Genomic DNA, 13,587 nt, shown 5'->3' with positions numbered 1-13,587 from the left:
CAGTTACCAGCCGCCGGAGGAACCGCCGCCGCCAAAGCTGCCGCCGCCACCACTGAAGCCGCCCCCGCCGCCGGAGCCACCACCAAAACCGCCGAAGCCACCGCCTCCGCCACCGCCGCGCCCACTGGTGGTGGTGATCAAGCCGAGCGCCTGCGCCACCATGATCACCAGGATGAACAGCAGCACCAGGAAGATGAACAGCAACGGGTGACGCTGGACAAAGTCGTCCTGGCTGCTGCTATCACCGCTGTCATACACCGTGGTCGGCTCGTCCAGCGGCGTGCCGCCCAGCACCAGGAGCATGGCCGAGACCCCGTCGCTGATGCCCTTGCTGAACTGCCCGGTCTTGAACGCCGGGGTGATCACCTGGTTGATGATCACCGAGGCCTGGGCGTCGGTCAGACGATCCTCCAGGCCGTAGCCCACTTCGATGCGCAGCTTGCGCTCGTCCCGGGCGACGATCAGCAGCGCGCCGTTGTTCTTGTCCTTCTGGCCGATGCCCCAGTGGCGCCCCAACTGGTAGCCGTATTCCTCGATGCTGGCGCCTTGCAGGTCCGGCAGGGTTACCACCACCAGCTGTTCGCCGGTGGCCTGTTCGTGGGCTTGCAGTTGCCGGGTCAGCAGAGCGCTGGTGGTCGGCTCGATCATCTGCGCGTCGTCCACCACCCGCCCGCTCAGGGCCGGGAACTTCAGCTCGGCCTGGGCCGAGACCGCAAAGACCCAGAGCAACAGCACCAGGCCAATTTTATAGAGTCGCATCAGCACCTCGTCCTTAATGATTGTCCGCTTGTGCTACCAACTGCCGGACGCCCCGCCACCGCCAAAACTGCCACCGCCCCCACTGAAGCTGCCCGAGCTTGAACTGGAGCTGGAACTGCTGGAGTCGAACCAGTCGAACGCACTGCTGCTCGAACCGGTGTCGCGCTCGGCCCTGGTTTCGCGCCTGGCCGAATCGCCGCTGGCAACAACCGGCGAGTCATCGCCGCTGCGCCATTGGGTCAGGAACCCGAACAACGGTACACCGACGAACACCAGGTAGAACAACCTCTCGAACCACCACATCCACTCGATGTTCTGGTACCAGCTTTTCTCCACCGAGCGGTACACCAGCATCGGCCGGTCGGTGGACGACAGTACGTTCACGATGGACGTGGCCCCGGCAATGATCCCCGAGGAATACAGGTCGTCCTTGAAGTACGGAATGATCGAACCATCGATGATGAAGTGGGCCACCATGTCGTTGAGCCGCCCCTCCAGGCCGTAACCGACCTCGATCCGCACCTTGCGATCGTCCTTGGCCACCAGCAGCAGGACGCCGTTGTTCTTGTCCTTCCGGCCGATCCCCCAGTGCCGGCCCAACTGCAGGCCGAACTCCTCAATGCTATGGCCACCCAGGCTAGGCACCGTGGCCACCACGACCTGGTCGGTGGTGGTCTGCTCGAGCCGCTCCAGCATCTGCGCCAGGTAGACCTGCGCCGATGGCGTGAGCAACTGCGCGGTGTCCACCACCCGCCCGGTCAGCTTGGGAAACAGGCGTTCAATCGGTGCCGCTGTCGCAGTGGTCGGTGCGGGCTCGACCTGGACAGCGGGTTGCGACGAACGCAACGGCACCCCATCCGTGGGTGTGGGCCCGGGTGGTTGCGCCAGTACGGCGCCACCCACCAGCCAAAGCCACAGCAGCGCGCCTTGCAGCACGCGCCGCCCGGGGCTCATCAGAATTTAACTTGCGGCGCTTTGTCGGCGTCGGGGCTGGTGGCCTCGAAGGATTCACGCACCGGCATGTCGCTGTACATCAGGCTGTGCCACAGGCGGCCGGGGAAGGTACGGATCTCGGTGTTGTACTTCTGCACCGCCAGGATGAAGTCGCGACGGGCCACGGCGATGCGGTTCTCGGTGCCTTCAAGCTGGGATTGCAGGGCCAGGAAATTCTGGTTGGCCTTGAGGTCCGGGTAGCGCTCGGAGACCACCATCAGGCGGCTCAGGGCACCGCTCAACTGGTCCTGGGCCTGCTGGAACTGCTTGAGTTTTTCCGGGTTGTCCAGGGTGCTGGCGTCCACCTGGATCGAGGTGGCCTTGGCCCGCGCCTCGATCACCGCGGTGAGGGTCTGCTCTTCGTGCTTGGCGTAGCCCTTGACGGTTTCCACCAGGTTGGGGATCAGGTCGGCGCGGCGCTGGTACTGGTTCTGCACCTGGCCCCAGTCGGCCTTGACCTGCTCGTCCAGGGTCGGAATGTTGTTGATGCCGCAGCCGCTGAGCAGGCTGGTAAGCAGCAACAAGGCAGCGATGGGCCAGCTCGAACGCAGGCTTTGAGTGATGTTCATGGGTGAGGCTCCTTGCACAACCTGATTGAAATGAAGCTTTTGCCCGCTTTCACACATCCTGTGGGCAAAATCTGCCTGCGCCACTGGAATGCATCGGGCTGATGGGCTAAAAGATGCCCAGCGCGAAAAAGAGTTCAGAAATAAGGCGGTGTGAAAACGTCGCGAGTGAATGCAAGACAAGGCAAAAACAGGCGAGGAAGCGGAGTGTAGGAGGCTACATGAGCATTCCGAGCCTGTTTTTAACGCCGTATTGCCGAACGCAGCAGTTTTCACACCGCCTGAAGTGTGCGGGAATTATCTGAACAACAATAGTCGCTCCCTAAATTTTGGCTGTTCGACGCGTCACTCATGCGTCGGTCTTGAGCCCTTGAGAACAATATTCATGAAGAAGCTGTGTTTGCTGGGCCTGCTGGTCAGCCTGGCCAGTCACCCTGTATTGGCCGAAACTGCCCCGGTCCCCCTGGAAAACAAAGAAGCCTTTATCAGCGACCTGCTCAAGCGCATGACCCTGGAAGAGAAGATCGGCCAGCTGCGGCTGATCAGCATCGGCCCGGAAATGCCCCGCGAGCTGATTCGCAAGGAAATTGCCGCGGGCAATATCGGCGGCACCTTCAACTCCATCACCCGCCCGGAAAACCGGCCGATGCAGGACGCGGCCATGCGCAGCCGGCTGAAGATCCCGATGTTCTTCGCCTACGACGTGATCCACGGCCACCGGACCATCTTCCCCATCAGCCTGGCCCTGGCCTCCAGCTGGGACATGGATGCCATCGGCCGCTCCGGGCGCATTGCCGCCAAGGAAGCCAGCGCCGACAGCCTGGACATCACTTTTGCACCGATGGTCGATATCTCCCGCGATCCGCGCTGGGGCCGTACCTCCGAAGGCTTTGGCGAAGACACCTACCTGGTCTCGCGCATCGCCAAGGTCATGGTCAAGGCCTACCAGGGCCAGAGCCCGGCCCTGCCGGACAGCATCATGGCCAGCGTCAAGCACTTCGCCCTGTATGGCGCGGTGGAAGGCGGTCGCGACTACAACATCGTCGACATGAGCCCGGTGAAGATGTACCAGGACTACCTGCCGCCCTACCGCGCGGCAATCGACGCCGGCGCCGGCGGGGTGATGGTGGCCCTGAACTCGATCAACGGCGTGCCCGCCACCTCCAACACCTGGCTGATGAACGACCTGCTGCGCAAGGAATGGGGCTTCAAGGGCCTGGCGGTGAGCGACCACGGGGCGATCATCGAACTGATCCGCCATGGCGTCGCCAAGGACGGACGTGAAGCGGCCAAACTGGCGATCAAGGCCGGCATCGACATGAGCATGAACGATTCGCTGTACGGCAAGGAGCTGCCGGGGCTGCTCAAGTCCGGCGAGATCGAACAGAAGGACATCGACAACGCCGTGCGTGAAGTGCTGGCCGCCAAGTACGACATGGGCCTGTTCAAGGACCCGTACGTGCGCATCGGCAAGGCCGAGGACGACCCCGCCGACACCAACGCCGAAAGCCGCCTGCACCGCAGCGACGCCCGGGATATCGCGCGGCGCAGCCTGGTGCTGCTGAAGAACCAGAACGACACCCTGCCACTGCAGAAAACCGCCAAGATCGCCCTTGTAGGCCCGCTGGCCAAGGCGCCGATCGACATGATGGGCAGTTGGGCCGCCGCCGGGGTGCCGGCGCAATCGGTGACCCTGTACGACGGCATGCGCAATGTACTGGGAGACAAGGCCCAACTGGTGTACGCCCGGGGCTCCAACATCACCGCCGACAAGAAGGTGGTGGACTACCTGAACTTCCTCAACTTCGATGCCCCGGAAGTGGTGGACGACCCGCGCCCGGCGCAGCAGATGATCGACGAAGCGGTGAAGGCCGCCCGGCAATCGGATGTGATCGTGGCCGCGGTGGGTGAATCCCGGGGCATGTCCCACGAATCCTCGAGCCGCACCGACCTGCACATTCCTGCCAGCCAGCGCGACCTGATCAAGGCCCTCAAGGCCACCGGCAAGCCACTGGTGCTGGTGCTGATGAATGGCCGGCCGCTGTCGCTGCTGGAAGAAAACCAGCAGGCCGATGCGATCCTGGAAACCTGGTTCAGCGGCACCGAAGGTGGCAACGCCATCGCCGACGTGCTGTTCGGCGACTACAACCCGTCGGGCAAGCTGCCGATCACCTTCCCCCGCTCCGTGGGGCAGATCCCCACCTACTACAACCACCTGACCATCGGCCGGCCGTTCACCCCGGGCAAGCCGGGCAACTACACCTCGCAGTACTTCGACGACACCACCGGCCCGCTGTTCCCGTTCGGCTATGGCCTGAGCTACACCAGCTTCAGCCTGTCGGACATGGCCCTGTCCTCCACCACCCTGAACAAGAGCGGCAAGCTCGACGCCAGCGTGACGGTGAAGAACACCGGCAAGCGTGACGGCGAAACCGTGGTGCAGCTGTACATCCAGGACGTGGCCGGCTCGATGATCCGCCCGATCAAGGAATTGAAGAACTTCCAGAAAGTCATGCTCAAGGCAGGTGAAGAGAAAGCCATTCACTTCACCATCACCGAGGACGACCTGAAGTTCTACAACGCGCAGCTCAAGTACGCCGCAGAGCCGGGCGACTTCAATGTGCAGATCGGCCTGGATTCCCAGGACGTCAAGCAACAGAGCTTCGAACTGCTCTGAGCCTGCCAGCGGCCGGCGCAGGACCTGCGCCGGCCGACTCCTTCTGTAATCCCCACAATCGCTGCAATATCTGTAGCCGCTGCCGAGCCTGCGAGGCTGCGCAAAGGTCCGCAGGACCGTGCTTGTCGATCTCCCGCCAAACCTCCATCGGACTCACGACCGCCGCGACCGCTTCGCGCTCGTTCGCAGCCTGCGGCAGCGGCCACAGCCAGCCGTGTCAGCCGTGACAGTCAGCCACGTGAGTCAGCCGCGCCGATCCAGCAGGTTGACCACCAGACGGTCGACCCAACCCCAGATCCGCTGCTTGATCCGCCGCCACAGCGGTCGCTTGCGCCACACCGCCAGGCTGACTTCCTCGCTCTGGGCAAAGTCGGCGTCAAAACTCGCCACCACTGCCTGGGTCAACGCAGGGTCCAGGGCTTCCAGATTGGCTTCCAGGTTGAAGCGCAGGTTCCAGTGGTCGAAGTTGCACGAGCCCACGCTCACCCAGTCGTCCACCAGTGCCATCTTCAGGTGCAGGAAACGCGGCTGGTACTCGAAAATCCGCACCCCGGCCTTGAGCAGGCGCGGGTAGTAGCGGTGCCCGGCATAGCGCACCGCCGGGTGGTCGGTGCGCGGCCCGGTCAGCAGCAGGCGTACGTCGAGGCCCCGGGCCGCCGCCTTGCGCAACGAACGGCGCACCGACCAGGTGGGCAGAAAATACGGGGTCGCCAGCCAGATGCGCCGCTGCCCGCTGCTCAGGGCCCGGATCAGCGAATGCAGGATGTCGCGGTGTTGGCGGGCGTCGGCGTAGGCCACCCGGCCCATGCCCTCGCCGGTATCGGGCAGGCGCGGCAGGCGTGGCAGGCCGAAATCGGCACCGGGCTTCCAGGCCCCGCGATACAGGTTGGCGCTCCATTGCCGGTCGAACAGTTGCTGCCAGTCGCTGACCATGGGGCCGGCAATCTCCACCATCACCTCATGCCAGTCGCAGCTGTTGTCCTCGGGCTTCCAGAACTCATCGGTGACTCCGGTGCCGCCCACCACCGCCAGGGCCTGGTCCACCAGCAGCAGCTTGCGATGATCGCGGTACAGGTTGAGAAAGCCCTGGCGCCATTTCAGCCGGTTGTAGAAGCGCAGCTCGACACCGGCCTCGGTCAGGCTGCGGCGCAGGGCCTGGGTAAAGGCCAGGCTGCCGTAGTCGTCGAACAGGCAGCGCACCCGCACCCCGCGCTGCGCTGCCTGCACCAGGGCCTGGACCATGGCCTCGGCGCAGGTCCCGGCTTCCACCAGGTACAGTTCCAGTTCCACCTGGTGCTGGGCGCGGGCAATGGCCACCAGCATCCGCGGGAAGAACTGCGGGCCGTCGATCAGCAACTCGAAGCGGTTGCCTTCGCGCCAGGGGAACACCGCTGCGCGCATGTCAGCGCGCCGTGAAGATCAGCACCGCACCCACCGGCACCGAGAAACTGATGGCCGACAACCCGGCCATCTTGCGCAGGCTGTCGAGGCCGGGGGCCAGGTTGAAGTCCTCGGCGTTAAGCACCAGAGGCTCCAGGGTCACCACCTGGAAGCGCCGGTCATCCAGGCGGGTGGCCAGCAGTTCGGCGTTGTAGGTGTGTTCCTGGCCGTGCAGGGCGACGGTGACCGGCAGCAGCAATTCGATCTGTGCGCCGGGGGCCAGGTCGTTGATCGGTCGCAGGTTGATCTGTGCACTGATCCGCGCCTCGGGAAACTGGGCGATCTGGAACAGTTCCTGGCGCATGCGCTCATCGCGCAAGGGAATCCCGCTGCTCACCGACTCCAGTTCGATCTGCAACTGCGCCTGGCCCTTGCCATCGACCTTGCCATGCAGCACCAGAAAGCGCTGGACCTCGGAAACACTGGCGTTCTTGGTGGTGACGAAGGACACGCGGGAAGATTCGTTGTCCAGGTACCAGTTGGCCTGGGCCGGCAGGGCCAGTACCCCGAGCAGGCTGAAAAGAAGGCGGATCGGCGTACGCATGCAAGCTCCCATGTACAGAAGGCGCCACCTTAACCGCCCGCCAGAAGGCTGGCAAACGTCACGGCAGGCGGCGCAGTAGAGCTAGAAGCGGTAGGTATAGTTCAGGTAGAAGCGTTCGGCGCTATGGCTGATGATGCCTGCCGGTCCTCCGGAGAGGCTCTGGCGCTGGATGCCGTCGGGCTCCCCGTGGGTACGAAAGCGCCCGTGCAGCCAGGCGACATCGAGCCCATCGAACCAGCCGTCGAAGGCATAGCGCAGCACGCTCTGAAATTCCCGGCGGGAAAAACCTGCGTAGCCTTTGGCGTGATTGGAGGCAGCGTAGTGCATATCCAACTTCAGCCGCGGCAAGCCGAAGTCGGCGAAATCCATGCCTCCCAGCAGCTTGAACATCTCCTCGTCCTGCAGGCCGAAGTAGTAGAACAGCTTGCCGCTGCTGTTCCAGGTGCCGTTGTCCTGGGCGAAGAAGGTGCGGTCATAGTCGTCACCCCAGACCTTGTTCCAGGTCAGCCCGGCGTAGTAGCGGCTGAACCGGTACTTGAACAGCAGATCCAGATGCCGAGCATCGTGAGAGCGCTCCGCCTCATACAGGCCGCGCACGCCGGAATACTCGAAGCGCTTGCCGGCATCCTGTTGGCGCCCCCAGATGGCATACACATCGATGCCGCGCTCGGGGGCCAGTTCGAAACTGTGGGTCAGTTTCACCGAGGACGCGCGCAGGTAGTCCCGGGCCACGCCGTATTCAAGCTGCAGGTTGCTGCCACCAGGCAACACATGACCCAGGGCATAGAGCCGCAGGTCATCGATCCTCTGCCCTCGATAGTTGCGCAGGTCCTGGCTCCAGCCCGAGTCGTTGCGCGGGCTGAAACCGTCGATGCGGCTGAAGTTCAGGCTCAGCGCGCCACGCTCGTAGCTCAGGTCCTGGCCCAGGGTGGCCGCCGGCAGGATGCGCGAATAGCGATCGTCGCGGTAAAGCTGGTATTGCCGGCTTTTTTTCCCCACTCCGGCGCTGAAGGTTCCGGCTTCATCCACCCAGCGCCCACGCAGGTACAGCTCGAGTGGCTTGGCGATGCCATGGGGCTGCTGCACGCTGCGGTCGGCTCGCAGGTTGCTGATGTTGTTGGCGTCTCGCCCTACGTGCAAGGCATCGGCCAGGCCATAGCTGTAGTCGAGCCCCAGCACCTCGCGGTACCAGCCGGAACTGAAGCTGAACTGGGTGGCCTGTACCCATTCATCCCGGGTCGGACCGAACCCTCCCCCGTCGTTTTCCTTCCAGTAGGACTGGCTGTAACGCAAGGACCTGCGGCTGTCCTCGAAAAAGCCCTCGGCCAAGGCCCCACCGGCCACCAGACAACACAACAACCCGCTCAGATAACGTTGCTCAGCCCGCATGAGATCACCTGTTCTTATTATTGGAATTGGCGTCATGGCCGCCGAAGGCGGACCAGGCTTCATTCTCGGAGCAGCGGGGCAAAGGGCAATGGGCACTGGTTCCGCAGAATGGAACCCGGTGTCTGAGGAGAGCGTTGTCCGGGCAGCACGATCAGGGCAGCCGGAAGGCCCGAGCGGGAGGTTTCAGGCGATGTCTTTCTGCACCTGCTCGACGGTTTCCGCCAGTAGCCACAGGTGGCGGTTGCGCACCTGTTCGACACAGGCCAGGTCCCGCGGCCAGTGCAGGGCGATACTGCCGATCACCCGGCCTTCGGCCTGCAGCGGCAAGGCCACGGCGCGGATCAGGAACGGCAGGCGCACCGGGTATTCCCAGTGCCCTTCGGTGCGCTGGCCGAACCCCAGGTGCTGGGATTCCAGGCACTGTTGCCGGGCTTCGGCCGGCACCTGCTCCTGCTCGGCCAGACGCTCGACTTCTGCACTGGCCAGGGCCCCCAGGCAGGCCTTGCCCATGGCCGAATGAAACAGGCTGGCATGCTGGCCGACAATCCGGCTGTTGCTCGGGTAGCGCTTGCGCAATACCTCGGGCACCGCACTTTCCAGGACCTCCAGGCTCTCGCCGTCGAAGCTCGACAGGTCGGTGACCAACCCGGTACGTGCACTCAATTCCAGCAACCAGGGCGCCGCCTGCTCCACCATCTGGCGCTTGAAGCGCTGCCGGCTGTCACCGAACAGGCTCCGGGCGCTCAGGCGGTAGCGCCGGTCACTCAGGCCTCGATAGATCCAGCCCTGTTCCTGCAGGGTCAGCAGCATGCGCGATACCGTGGCCTTGGCCAGGCCCGTCAGGTAGTGCAGCTCCTCCAGGCCCAGGGCCTGGTGCTGGCCGATCAGCTCGACAATGGCCAGGGCCCGCTCCACAGAGCGCACGCTGCCGGTTTCTACCTTGCTGGCCATAGTCCGAGCTCCCTGACTGAGGAAAAGGTTTTACCCAGCAAGATGCGGGCCTGCGGACCTTGGCGACCACACCCCTTTGATTACCGCAGGTTGCCCTGCGGCCGCTGCCGCACCCACTGCGTCAGCTGCTCATGGGCGTAAGCCAATTGCAGCACGGCGTGGTCGGCCTGGGCCGGACCGATGATCTGCAGCCCCATGGGCAAACCGGCCAGGTTGAAACCCACCGGAATGCTGATACTGGGCAAGCCGGCCAGGGTCGGGCCGATCACCACTTCCATCCAGCGGTGGTAAGTGTCCATTTCCTGCCCATCGATCTGCCGCGGCCAGGCTTGCCGTGCATCGAAAGGGAACACTTGGGCGGTGGGCAGCAGCAGGAAATCGTAACGCTCGAACAGGCGCTGCAACGCGCGATACCAGTCGCTGCGGCTCTGGGAAGCGCGATACACATCCGCCGCGCTCAGCTTCGCCGCGCCCTCCACTTCCCAGCACGCTTCCGGCTTGAGCCAGCGGCGCTTGTCCGGGTCGTCGTACAGCGCCCCCAGGGAGCCCTGGACCAGCCAGTGGCGGTGTACCAGCCAGCAATCCCAAAGCTGGGCCAGGGAAAAGTCCGGCTGGCAGCTTTCCACCTCGCAGCCCAGGCTGGCGAAATCCCCGAGGGCCTTTTCGCACAGGCCCAGTACGCCCTGCTCCATGGCCAGGTAGCCGTTGTAGTCCCCCAGCCAGCCCAGGCGCAGGCCCTTCACATTTCGTTGCAGCGCCGCCTCCGGTTGCGCCGATAGGTCCTTCAGCGACAGAGGCGCCCGGGCGTCAAACCCGGCCTGGGTACCCAACAGCCGCGCCACGTCGGCCACCGTGCGCCCCATGGGACCTTCGGTGGCCAACTGCTGCACGAACAGTTCCGGAGTCGGGCCGAACGGCACCCGGCCCTGGGAGGGGCGCATGCCGAACACGTTGTTGAAGGCTGCGGGGTTGCGCAACGAGCCCATCATGTCGCTACCGTCGGCCACCGGCAGCATGCGCAGGGCCAGAGCCACCGCGGCGCCGCCGCTGCTGCCGCCGGCACACAGGGTGCTGTCGTAGGCGTTGCCCGTGGTGCCGAACAGCTGGTTGTAGGTATGGGAGCCCAGGCCAAACTCGGGCACGTTGCTCTTGCCGACGATGATCGCGCCACTGGCCCGGACCCGCGCCACGCTGATGGCATCCTCCTGGGGCACATGCTCGGCAAACAGCGGCGAACCCATGCTGGTGGTCATCCCGGCGGTGGCCGCCAGGTCCTTGATCGCCTGGGGCATGCCGTGCATCCAGCCCATGGACTGGCCCTGGGCCAACTGCCGGTCTCGCTCGTCGGCCTGCTCCAGCAGGGCCTCGGGGTCCCCCAGCGAGACCAGGGCATTGACCAGTGGATTGCAGCGCTCGATCTGCGCCAGGTAGGCCTGCATCACTTCGCGGCAGGACAGCTCGCGGGCATGGATGGCCCGGGACAGCGCCAGGGCATCCAGGTCGACAATCGACGCATTGATCGATGGTTCTGCGGGGTTGATCAAGACTCACCTCCCAGGGTCACGGCATCGGGTTTTTCGTCTCTGACCGCGTCATACATGCAGTAGGTACCCAGCAGGCTGAGGACCGAGGTCAGCAGGACATAGAAGGCTGGCGCCACCGGCGTGGCCATGACCTTGCTCAGCCAGGTCACGATCAACGGCGCAAAGCCACCGAACAGCATGACCGTGACGTTATACGCCACCGACACTCCGGTGGAGCGCACCTCGATGGGAAACTGCTCGGCCAGGGCCGTGGGGCCGGGGCCGAAGAAACCGCCGATGGCCCCGCAAAGCAGCATCTGCATCACCAGCAGGCGCTCGATGGACGGCGCCGCAGCGACCCACACATACAAGGGATAGACCATGACAAAAAACGCCAGGGTGAACGCCATCAGCACTGGACGTCGCCCAATGCGATCCGACAAGGCCCCGGCAAAGGGAATCACCAGGGTCATCAGGGCCACGGCGAACATCTGCACCAACAGCACCTGATCCAGGGGCAGGCCGAGGTTGGTGTGGGCAAAGGTCGGCATGTTCACCAGCACCACATAAAAGGACACGGTGCCCCCGCAGCACATGCACATGGACACCAGGATCGCTCGGCGATAGGCCGATACCACCTGCCACAACCCGGGCCCTTTGCCACGCACCTGCTTGCGTGCCTCGACAAAGGCTTGCGGCTCTTCCATGTACTTGCGGATCCACAGCCCCACCGGACCGATCAGCAGGCCGATCACGAATGGCAGGCGCCAGCCCCAGAGTTCCAGGGTCTGGGGCGAAAAGAAATGGGTCACCGCCGCCACCATCGCCGCCCCGCTGAATACCGCCAGGCACTGCCCCACCAACTGCCAGGAGCCGTAAAGGCCCTTGCGGTGGGGCGGCGCACTCTCCACCAGGTAGGCCGTGGCGCTGGCGTACTCGCCACCGGTGGCAAAGCCCTGGAGCATGCGTGCCACCACGATCAGCAGCGGCGCTCCGATACCGATGGCCGCATAGTTGGGGGCGAACACGATCATCGCGATGGCCAGGGTCATCAGTTGGATGATCACCAGCATCGCCGCCTTGCGGCCCCTGCGATCGGAATAGATCCCCAGCAGCACACCGCCCACCGGGCGCATGAAGAAACCCACGCCGAAGGTGGCCAGGGCCATCAGCAGCGAGGTGTATTCGTCTTCCGCGGGAAAGAACTGGCGAGCGATGAAGCTGGCGAGAAAGCCGTAGACGATGAAGTCGTACCATTCCAGGGCGTTGCCGACCACGGCGGCAACCACCTGCCGGGTCCTGGAAACAGAGGGAGTCGAGACGCTCATGGGATGTTCCTTGGAGACTTTTGAGCCTTCTGGCGGGCTCGCTAAAGTGCCGGGCGCCTACAACACGCCCGGGGCAGTCAGGGACACAGGAACAGGAAGGGTCAGGACGGTTTGAGCCAGCTTTCCGCCAGGGCACCCCAATAGGCCGCGCCGGTGAGGAGGATGTCGTCGTTGAAGTCGTAACCCGGGTTATGCACCATCGGCTGGGCCACGCCGTTGCCGATGAACAGGTAGCTGCCCGGGCAGCGCTGCAGCATCCAGCCGAAGTCTTCGCTGCCCATCAGCTTCGGCGTATTGCCGTTGACCGCCTCGGCCCCCACCAGCTCGACACCGATCTTGCGGGCGAACTCGGTTTCCTCCGGGCTGTTGACCAGCACCGGATAGGCCGGGCGATGCTCGATGCTGACCGAGCAACCGAAACTCTCGGCCTGGCTGCGGATAATGGCCTTGACCCGCTCCAGCATCTGCTCGCGCACCGGTGCGTTGAGGGCCCGCAGGCTCAGGCGCAGCAGGGCCTGCTGGGGAATGACGTTGGCCGCCTCGCCCGCTTGCAGGGCCCCGACGGTGACCACCGCGGCTTCCTGGGCATCGATGTTGCGCGCTACCACTGTCTGCAAGGCCATGACCATGCTCGCCGCTGCCACCAGCGGGTCTACCGTCAGGTGCGGCATGGAGCCATGGCCGCCGACGCCTTCGACTATCACGTTGAGCAGGTCCTGGGAGGCCATCATCGGCCCCTCGCGAAAGCCCAGGTGCCCGGCCGGCAGCCCTGGCATGTTGTGCAGGCCAAACAGGGCATCACAGGGGAAACGCTCCAGCAGGCCGTCGGCAAGCATGGCCTCGGCGCCACCCTGGCCCTCCTCCGCCGGCTGGAAGATCAGGTTCAGGGTGCCGTCGAACTGCCGGGTGGCCGCCAGGTAACGGGCCGCCCCGAGAAGTAGGGTGGTGTGGCCATCATGCCCGCAGGCGTGCATGCAACCGCTGTAGCGGCTGCTGTAGGGCACCCCGGTGTTCTCGATGATCGGCAGGGCGTCCATGTCGGCCCGCAGGCCCAGGGTGCGGGGGCTGCTGCCGTTGCGCAGCACCCCTACGACGCCGGTCCGGCCCACGCCGGTGTGCACTTCATAACCCCACTCTTCAAGGCTGCGGGCCACCAGCGCCGCGGTGCGGTTTTCCTCGAAACCCAGCTCGGGGTGGGCGTGAATGTCCTGGCGGATGGCCCGCAGGTCGCTGGCGACATCGTTGAGCCAGGCAAGAATGTGCTGGTGTCGGGTCATGGCGTATCTCCTCTGGGCCGGGTGGGTTCCCGTTCTTTTTTTCGGAGCGCTGCACGAGGGCCAGGGCGTGCTCGAAGCTCTGCGTCAGATAACCGCGAGCCGGGGCACAGGACAATCAAATGTGGTTCCACTGGATGGAA

General features: G+C 64.5%; 11 protein-coding genes. 1 reads left to right on the top strand and 10 read right to left on the bottom strand.

Going from position 1 to position 13,587, the window contains the following annotated elements:
• Nucleotides 1–3 precede the first annotated feature (3 nt).
• From PFLCHA0_RS06940 to PFLCHA0_RS06930, 3 genes are read right to left on the bottom strand one after another with little or no spacing between them, the layout of a single operon-like run.
• Nucleotides 4–759 carry a TPM domain-containing protein gene (locus PFLCHA0_RS06940; RefSeq protein WP_015634452.1) on the bottom strand — a complete coding sequence of 252 codons (756 nt, stop codon included), beginning with the start codon at nt 757–759 and terminating at the stop codon, nt 4–6.
• A 33-nt stretch (nt 760–792) separates the two neighbouring features.
• Nucleotides 793–1,713 (bottom strand): TPM domain-containing protein, encoded by a 921-nt coding sequence (locus PFLCHA0_RS32050; RefSeq protein WP_015634451.1) that lies wholly within the window; start codon nt 1,711–1,713, stop codon nt 793–795.
• A complete protein-coding gene (locus tag PFLCHA0_RS06930) occupies nt 1,713–2,321 on the bottom strand; it encodes a LemA family protein (RefSeq protein WP_011059694.1) in 609 nt (202 codons plus the stop codon). The genes PFLCHA0_RS32050 and PFLCHA0_RS06930 overlap by 1 nt, the downstream gene beginning before the upstream one ends.
• Before the next feature lie 382 nt (nt 2,322–2,703).
• Between PFLCHA0_RS06930 and bglX the strand changes: the two genes are divergently transcribed.
• On the top strand, nt 2,704–4,995 hold the full coding sequence (gene bglX / locus PFLCHA0_RS06925) for a beta-glucosidase BglX (protein ID WP_041116360.1): 2,292 nt from the start codon (nt 2,704–2,706) through the stop codon (nt 4,993–4,995).
• A 243-nt stretch (nt 4,996–5,238) separates the two neighbouring features.
• On the opposite strand, the gene PFLCHA0_RS06920 is transcribed toward bglX, so the two are convergent.
• The 7 genes from PFLCHA0_RS06920 to PFLCHA0_RS06890 form a co-directional block, all read right to left on the bottom strand.
• Nucleotides 5,239–6,396, bottom strand: coding sequence for a phospholipase D-like domain-containing protein (locus PFLCHA0_RS06920; RefSeq protein WP_015634449.1), 1,158 nt, complete (start codon nt 6,394–6,396; stop codon nt 5,239–5,241).
• Between the two features lies 1 nt (nt 6,397).
• Nucleotides 6,398–6,979 (bottom strand): YceI family protein, encoded by a 582-nt coding sequence (locus PFLCHA0_RS06915; protein WP_015634448.1) that lies wholly within the window; start codon nt 6,977–6,979, stop codon nt 6,398–6,400.
• Nucleotides 6,980–7,060: 81 nt separating this feature from the next.
• Nucleotides 7,061–8,368 carry an OprD family outer membrane porin gene (locus PFLCHA0_RS06910; protein ID WP_015634447.1) on the bottom strand — a complete coding sequence of 436 codons (1,308 nt, stop codon included), beginning with the start codon at nt 8,366–8,368 and terminating at the stop codon, nt 7,061–7,063.
• 183 nt (nt 8,369–8,551) lie between these two features.
• Nucleotides 8,552–9,319: an IclR family transcriptional regulator gene (locus PFLCHA0_RS06905; protein ID WP_015634445.1), complete on the bottom strand. Its 768-nt coding sequence runs from the start codon at nt 9,317–9,319 to the stop codon at nt 8,552–8,554.
• 80 nt (nt 9,320–9,399) lie between these two features.
• Entirely contained in the window at nt 9,400–10,863 is a 1,464-nt protein-coding gene (locus PFLCHA0_RS06900) for an amidase (protein WP_015634444.1), read from the bottom strand.
• On the bottom strand, nt 10,860–12,170 hold the full coding sequence (locus PFLCHA0_RS06895) for an MFS transporter (protein ID WP_015634443.1): 1,311 nt from the start codon (nt 12,168–12,170) through the stop codon (nt 10,860–10,862). Before PFLCHA0_RS06895 ends, PFLCHA0_RS06900 begins: the two co-directional genes overlap by 4 nt.
• A gap of 101 nt (nt 12,171–12,271) precedes the next feature.
• Nucleotides 12,272–13,447, bottom strand: a complete 1,176-nt coding sequence (locus PFLCHA0_RS06890) for a M20 aminoacylase family protein (RefSeq protein WP_015634442.1) — start codon at nt 13,445–13,447, stop codon at nt 12,272–12,274.
• Nucleotides 13,448–13,587 lie beyond the last annotated feature (140 nt).

Origin of the sequence: Pseudomonas protegens CHA0 (assembly GCF_000397205.1) — a bacterium.
Classification (GTDB): Bacteria; Pseudomonadota; Gammaproteobacteria; order Pseudomonadales; family Pseudomonadaceae; genus Aquipseudomonas; species Aquipseudomonas protegens.
Note: the sequence above shows the minus strand (reverse complement) of the source record. Positions and strands in the feature narration are given on the sequence as shown.

Excerpts from the sequence above, each read along its gene's own strand:
- PFLCHA0_RS06920 (WP_015634449.1), bottom strand. The coding sequence starts at position 6,396 with ATGCGCGCAGCGGTGTTCCCCTGGCGCGAAGGCAACCGCTTCGAGTTG.
- PFLCHA0_RS32050 (WP_015634451.1), bottom strand. The coding sequence starts at position 1,713 with ATGAGCCCCGGGCGGCGCGTGCTGCAAGGCGCGCTGCTGTGGCTTTGG.
- PFLCHA0_RS06910 (WP_015634447.1), bottom strand. The coding sequence starts at position 8,368 with ATGCGGGCTGAGCAACGTTATCTGAGCGGGTTGTTGTGTTGTCTGGTG.
- bglX (WP_041116360.1), top strand. The coding sequence starts at position 2,704 with ATGAAGAAGCTGTGTTTGCTGGGCCTGCTGGTCAGCCTGGCCAGTCAC.
- PFLCHA0_RS06915 (WP_015634448.1), bottom strand. The coding sequence starts at position 6,979 with ATGCGTACGCCGATCCGCCTTCTTTTCAGCCTGCTCGGGGTACTGGCC.
- PFLCHA0_RS06890 (WP_015634442.1), bottom strand. The coding sequence starts at position 13,447 with ATGACCCGACACCAGCACATTCTTGCCTGGCTCAACGATGTCGCCAGC.
- PFLCHA0_RS06905 (WP_015634445.1), bottom strand. The coding sequence starts at position 9,319 with ATGGCCAGCAAGGTAGAAACCGGCAGCGTGCGCTCTGTGGAGCGGGCC.
- PFLCHA0_RS06895 (WP_015634443.1), bottom strand. The coding sequence starts at position 12,170 with ATGAGCGTCTCGACTCCCTCTGTTTCCAGGACCCGGCAGGTGGTTGCC.
- PFLCHA0_RS06930 (WP_011059694.1), bottom strand. The coding sequence starts at position 2,321 with ATGAACATCACTCAAAGCCTGCGTTCGAGCTGGCCCATCGCTGCCTTG.
- PFLCHA0_RS06940 (WP_015634452.1), bottom strand. The coding sequence starts at position 759 with ATGCGACTCTATAAAATTGGCCTGGTGCTGTTGCTCTGGGTCTTTGCG.